Annotated in this window: 7 protein-coding genes; 1 reads left to right on the top strand and 6 read right to left on the bottom strand. The window is 44.5% G+C overall.

Going from position 1 to position 6,463, the window contains the following annotated elements; genetic code table 11:
* Positions 1 to 61 precede the first annotated feature (61 nt).
* The 6 genes from PSE7429_RS20095 to PSE7429_RS20120 form a co-directional block, all read right to left on the bottom strand.
* Complete coding sequence (locus PSE7429_RS20095; protein WP_009629188.1) at positions 62 to 454, bottom strand: hypothetical protein; 393 nt, start codon at positions 452 to 454, stop codon at positions 62 to 64.
* A 360-nt stretch (positions 455 to 814) separates the two neighbouring features.
* Positions 815 to 2,173: a ribosome biogenesis GTPase Der gene (der, locus tag PSE7429_RS20100; RefSeq protein WP_009629189.1), complete on the bottom strand. Its 1,359-nt coding sequence runs from the start codon at positions 2,171 to 2,173 to the stop codon at positions 815 to 817.
* A 67-nt stretch (positions 2,174 to 2,240) separates the two neighbouring features.
* Complete coding sequence (locus tag PSE7429_RS20105) at positions 2,241 to 3,257, bottom strand: SPFH domain-containing protein (RefSeq protein WP_009629190.1); 1,017 nt, start codon at positions 3,255 to 3,257, stop codon at positions 2,241 to 2,243.
* 432 nt (positions 3,258 to 3,689) lie between these two features.
* The gene (locus tag PSE7429_RS20110; RefSeq protein WP_009629191.1) at positions 3,690 to 3,914 is read right to left on the bottom strand and encodes a ferredoxin-thioredoxin reductase variable chain; all 225 of its coding nucleotides are present in this window, start codon (positions 3,912 to 3,914) and stop codon (positions 3,690 to 3,692) included.
* A 326-nt stretch (positions 3,915 to 4,240) separates the two neighbouring features.
* Positions 4,241 to 4,675 (bottom strand): ribosome silencing factor, encoded by a 435-nt coding sequence (gene rsfS / locus PSE7429_RS20115; protein WP_009629192.1) that lies wholly within the window; start codon positions 4,673 to 4,675, stop codon positions 4,241 to 4,243.
* Between the two features lie 146 nt (positions 4,676 to 4,821).
* Positions 4,822 to 5,421, bottom strand: coding sequence for a GNAT family N-acetyltransferase (locus PSE7429_RS20120; protein WP_009629193.1), 600 nt, complete (start codon positions 5,419 to 5,421; stop codon positions 4,822 to 4,824).
* Positions 5,422 to 5,542: 121 nt separating this feature from the next.
* Between PSE7429_RS20120 and rsmA the strand changes: the two genes are divergently transcribed.
* A complete protein-coding gene (gene rsmA, locus PSE7429_RS20125) occupies positions 5,543 to 6,376 on the top strand; it encodes a 16S rRNA (adenine(1518)-N(6)/adenine(1519)-N(6))-dimethyltransferase RsmA (RefSeq protein WP_009629194.1) in 834 nt (277 codons plus the stop codon).
* Positions 6,377 to 6,463 lie beyond the last annotated feature (87 nt).

The raw sequence follows: 6,463 nt of genomic DNA on the forward strand, positions 1-6,463 counted from the left end.
TGAGTACCGCTCGCGTAGCGAGCGGTACTCTCTCTGCTTTTATTAGCAAGTCCCTTGCCTGTTAAATGACTTGAAACTTGGGATTGTTCTTAAGAAAAGTAGCGTCAAAGGAATGTACCCAATTTAAAAATTTTGCATCAAGAATCTCATCTGCGGGATCGAAAAGTAGGGCTAAATAACTGCCTTGCTGCCTGATGACGATCGCAGTGTATTCCTTACCATGGATTACTGCATAGGTGAAATTCTCAATGGGTAAAGATGCTACTAAAAGAGATTTTAACCCTAAAGCCTGAAAAATCGGTTGAACCCAAATGATGCTTTTACTGCCATCTACGAGGGTGTAATATTCCTTAGGAAGACCGCTGAGATCAAAAGTTGCTGCACCAAGGATATGCGCCTCAAATCTATTGGTATCTGTGGTTGTCATAGTGGTGGCAAGTGATCGCTCTTCCATGACTTCTCCATGGTTATTGCCTTATTGAATCGTAGAAAGCACATCATGGCAACTGTAATAATACTTATGTATGGGAGTTTACCCTGAAACTATAGCAACGTAAGCAACGTAAGGTTTGCCTAGGATATAAAACCCCAAAGACGAGTGGCGGCGCTTTGCGCCGCCACTCGTCTTTGGGGTTTGGTCAACATAAAGCCCAAAAGAGGGTTGCCGCGCGGAGCGCCGCCACTCGTCTTTGGGCTTTATATCTTGATACCAATTCACGAAAGTGTGACAACACTTTTGTGAATTAAAAACTAAACCTAGTAAGGGTTTTCAAGTTAAGAAATGGCTACGCCATTTCTTAACTTGGTATTACTGTTATCTGAATGCCGAATTTTTGGACTTTTCGACTTCGCGATCCTTTTTGCCGCGCCAAATAAATCTCAGTGGCGTACCATCAAAACCTAAGGTTTTGCGGAATTGATTTTCAATGTAACGCTTGTAATTGTCGTTAAAGCGATGGGGATCGTTGACAAAGAGAATGATTGTTGGTGGACTATCGGAAATTTGAGTGCAGTAATAGACTTTACCTTGCTTGCCGCCACGACTGGTGGGTGGCGCGTGCCAAGTGACCGCTTCATTGAGCGCTTCATTGAGAATTGCGGTTGGTACTCGACGTTTGTGTTGTTCGGCGGCAATATCAATGCGATCGAGGATCTGCGTTACTCGCTGACCAGTAAGGGCGCTTACAAAAATAATCGGTGCATATTCCACAAACATCAAACGGCTTTTAACTTCGGCGGTGTAGTCGTAGATAGTGTAGGAATCTTTTTCGATCGCATCCCACTTATTGACGACGATGACACAGGCTTTGCCCTCATCATTAATGCGACCTGCCAGCTTTTGATCTTGATCGGTGACACCATCCAGAGCGTCAATGACCAATAAAACTACGTCCGAGCGTCCGATCGCTTTAAAAGCACGGTTGATACTAAAAAACTCAATGCCGTAGTCAATATTCTTTTTACGGCGTACCCCTGCGGTATCGATCAAGCGATATTTTTTACCATCCCGCTCGACGGACATATCGATCGCATCGCGGGTTGTGCCTGAAATGGGACTAACAATGCTGCGATTTTCGCCAATGAAGGCATTGAGCAAGCTGGATTTGCCTACATTGGGGCGACCAATGATAGCTACTTTAATCTCATCGCTTTCAGCAACGACCTCTTCAGGTGGTGGTAAATGTTTGACCAGCTCATCGAGCAGTTCACCAGTGCCGTTGCCATGAATTCCCGACATCGGGATGGGTTCGCCTAAGCCTAAATTCCAAAATTCCGCCGCTAGAGAAAGTCCATACTTAGAACCTTCGCACTTATTCACCGCCAAGAGTACGGGAATATTTTGTCGCCGTAGCCACCCCCCTAGTTGTTCGTCTGCATCGGTGATCCCCGCTAGACCATCGACTACAAATATTACTGCCGCCGATTCGCGAATGGCAATTTCTGCCTGCTCGCGGATCATGGGTAAAAATTCAGTTTCATCGTCAAATACTAAGCCGCCTGTATCGACGACTTGAAATTCGTGGGCTCCCCAGAAACATTCGCGATAAACGCGATCGCGGGTTACACCTGGTTGATCGTAGACGATCGCATATTGCTCTCCCGACAAACGGTTTACGAGCGTAGATTTGCCCACATTTGGGCGACCGACAACGGCAACAATCGGTAGCGGCATGGCTTTACAGTTTTGGAATTCCGAACTCACTATAATAGCTTTAAATATATGAATTTGTCAAATATTTTTAATTGTTGCTAGGGCTTCCTTTCTCGCTATCTGAGGGTGGTTTAAAGGGCTTAACCTCTTGAACGGGTAAATTCCGAACCGTGGGCGAAATATTGGAAACTGCGCCATAAGGTTGTTTGGCGAGCGCTTCCGTAATTTTGCTGTCGGACATGGCTAATAAAGATTGAATTGCGCCAGGGATCGATTTGGGATCCATGAATAAAACCTTACTACTGGGACTTTCCCCGATCGCCTGCCCCATTTCCAAATATTTTTGGGCTAACAAATATTGCACCGCCTCTTGACCATTGGGATGATTGGCGATCGCATCGGCAATGCGCTCGATCGATAAAGCCATTGCTTCAGTCTGTTCTAATCGGACTTGTCGCTCAGATTCGGCTAGCACTTTATTGGAAAGCGCCACCGCTTCTGCTTTTTTGATCTCAGAAGTCTTTTCCCCCTCCGATCTGGAAATCATTGCTTTCTTTTCGATTTCAGCAGCCTTTTGCTTTTCCATCGACTGCAACACCGAGGTGGGGATCGTAATTTCGCCCAATCTCACACGCAAAACCTTGATCCCCCAAGCCTTGGTATCATTGGACATGCCTTGTAAAATTTCTTCGTTAATTCTTTCTTGTCCGCCGATAATATGATCGAGATCGCAGCGTCCGATCTGAGTTTGGATCTGAGTTGCGAGGGAGACCATCAGCGATTTATCGACATTCTCAATGTTATACCTTGCGTCTTTGAGGTCGCTAATTTGCCAATACATTACGCCACTAACGCTGACGCTGACGCTGTCAGAGGTGGTACAGGGCTGTGGTGAGATTTCTAAAACTTGCTCACGGGAGCTTTTGATTAAAGCAATGCGATCGAGGAAGGGTAAAACAATGTTGATCCCTGGTTCCATGGTTTTTTGATATTTTCCAAACCTTTCAACCAGAGCAACCTGACCTTCTTCAATAATCCGAAAGGATCGATAGATATAGGTGCCACTTAAAAGAGCAAAAACAATACTGAAAATTGTTGCTTCCATATATGTAGACCAAGGGTATGGATCTATATCGATCTAAGTAGCTGGATATAATTAAAAATCAGGGTCAAAACCTTCATCGCAAACACAGAGCGCACTACAGGTTTTTGAATTCTATATTTAATTACTTATAGCTACTTAATTATGCAGATACTTATTAGATACTTATTATTTATTATGCAGATACTTAATTATGTAAGTACCTCAGCATAATTAAAATCCAGATCTAAAACCAATTCACGAAAGTGAGCCGATACTTCAGTGCATTAAAAAACAAGCCCAGTAAAGTTTTATACCAATTTCCAAAATGGCAACGCTATTTTGGAAATTGGTATAAAATCTGCGGCGCACGCGCAGTGTGAGCCGCAGATTTTAGGGTTTTATATTTAATTAAGCCCACTTACTTAAATACTTAGGCAGATCCATGATCTACATCTAGTTGGCTGATTCTATTTCATGGTCGCCTAAGTGGGTGACAAACTTAGGTGTAAATCTGACTTCGTAGGGGTAGTTAGGACTGATCGGACGACCATGCCATTCAGTATGGATGCGAACAATTTCTCCCTCTAATCCTGTAATATCAAAAGCCTTGCCTTTGTGCTCAGGGTGGTGGAAGACATTTAATGGTGTCTTAACACGAACGCGATCGCCAACCTTCATAAATTCTGATGTATCCAATTGTAAAGAGATTGCTTAATTATCGCTTGTCTGACGTGCTATTTAACATTAAACGGAAGAAGTAGCGGTATATAAAGCGTACCGCTGCTTCTTCCGTTTAATACCAATTCACTGAAGTGAGCTAAGTAGTTCGGCATAATTAAAAACCAAAATAAGAGAGCGTAACGCCCGCTACGCGGGCGTTACGCTCGTCTAGGTTTTAAGTTTACTTGGCTACTTAACACTTCAATGAATTAAAAAACAAACCCAGTAAGGTTTTGAGATTCCCAAAATGGCAACGCCATTTTGGGAATTGGTATAGTCTGAGTCTAGGTCGATTGCTCTAGTGCTGGCTCTGGCAAAAACACTTCAAGTTTGGGGGCATGTCCCCAAAATGCTTCTAGATCGTAATATTCGCGCTCATGAGCCATCATGGAATGAACGATTAAATCGCCATAGTCAAGCAAAATCCAAGTACCATCTTGCTCGCCTGCGATATTTTTGGGTTTGCGCCCGAACTCTTCGAGAATCTTCTCTTCGGCACTACTCGCGATCGCACGTACTTGTGCCTTAGAAAAGCCCGTAATAATGACAAAATACTCTGCCAAACTCGATACTTCACCGATCGCGAGCAAAACGATATTTTCTCCCTTACGATCGTCCGCAGCGATCGCTGCTAATTGGGCCATTTGATAGCTTTGGTCGTTTTCTCTCTGACCGAGAGTGAGATCTGTGGGGGTAGTAATATCGGTTGCGATGGTCATAGTTGGCAGATGTACTCCTGATTGGGTATGTAATATTCAATATTGTAACGCGATCTCATCCTTGGCTCAGACAAGAATAGGTAAACTTAAAGCCCAGAGGAGCGTCCCTCCCGCGTAGTGGGAGGGACGCTCCTCTGGGTTAGTGGCTAGATCGATCGCAATTTTTTCTGTAATAAAAATCTCCTTGGTTTTCTAAGCAGCCAATAATTTAAGTTTCCCTCGCGGTCGTACATTTGATAGCCTACGTGATCGTATAGATTGCGAGCTGTTTGGTTATCCTCTAGAACATGCATATACAACTGTGAATACCCCCATTGCTTTACCGTTCTCTCAGCGGCTAGCAAAAGTTGTTTCGCTACTCCACGTCGCCGCCAATGGGGATGGACGGCTAGGTTAAAAATATAGGGATGTTGCTGCATTTCCCGACCGAGCCAAAAATTTTGATGTCCTTGTGCGGGGACATAGCGCATACAAATCTCAAGGGTGGCGATCGGTAAAGACTTGTTAGCAGGATGGGTGGCAACAAGACAGGCATAGCAAGGCGTTTTTTCCCCAAAGCGACTGCTAAGGTCGAGCATGATGCCATAGCGCAGGAGCGGATAGACCATATCAACAAAGCATCGGTGCAAAAAATGGACTTGGCGATCGGCGCTACGATAAAAGCTCTCAGTCAAGATCTCGGATACATAACCAACATCTCTTGGGTTAGCTTGACGAATGGTAAACGAAGAAAATTGGCTTGGCACATTTAGCGCTAACGGCTTAGCGAAAATAAATTAACGATCTCAGTTATTATCGCTAAATAGGGTTAATAACTGAGCTAATCGCTCAGTTACTTATCATAATTATTTTAGCCAGCGATCGCCAATGCCCAACCCCGAAAGTCCCATCTATAGCCCCAGTAAAATCCGTCCGCGCAAACAGTTTGGGCAACATTGGTTGCGCAGTGATGATGTCCTCAACAAAATTTTACGTGCGGGGCAATTGCAACCAAGTGATCGCATTTTAGAAATTGGACCTGGTACGGGTAATCTCACCCGTTTGCTCCTGCCTTTTGTGGAGTCACTGACTGCCGTGGAAATTGATCGCGATCTTTGTGAAAAGCTGCGTAAAACCATGACGCAAAAGAACTTTCAACTAATTGAAGGGAGCATCCTTGACATTCCCCTTCCCGCAGAAACCAATAAAGTCATCGCCAATATTCCCTACAACATTACTGGCGAAATTCTGAAAAAACTATTGGGGACATTGTCCGAACCAGTTCATCAGTTCGAGCAAATTGTGCTGCTCGTGCAAAAGGAAATTGGCGATCGGCTGGCTGCGAAAGCAGGACATAAGGCTTACAATGCCCTCAGCGTTAAGATTCAATACCTTGCGGAATGCCAGTTTATTTGTGATGTTCCTGCTACTGCTTTTTATCCACCCCCAAAAGTTAATTCGGCAGTTGTCCGCATTATTCCGCGTCCCACACCTACCCCAGCGAGCAGTCCGAGATTCTTAGATCGATTGCTCACACTGGGTTTTGCCACAAAGCGCAAAATGTTGCGGAATAATCTGATCTCGGAAATCGATCGCGATCTTCTGGTGCTTATTTTGGAAAATATGGGCATTAACCCACAGGTGAGAGCTGAAGATCTCGATGTCGCTCAGTGGGTAGCTTTGACTGAAGCTGTAATTAAAGCAAAGTCTTTAAATGATTAGGATTTGCCCAATAATTCATCCCTACCGCCAAGCGTATCAGAACATAAAAACCAAAAGAGAGAGGCGGCGCTTCGCGCCGCCTCTCTC

Origin of the sequence: Pseudanabaena biceps PCC 7429, from assembly GCF_000332215.1 — a bacterium.
Taxonomy (GTDB): Bacteria; Cyanobacteriota; Cyanobacteriia; order Pseudanabaenales; family Pseudanabaenaceae; genus Pseudanabaena; species Pseudanabaena biceps.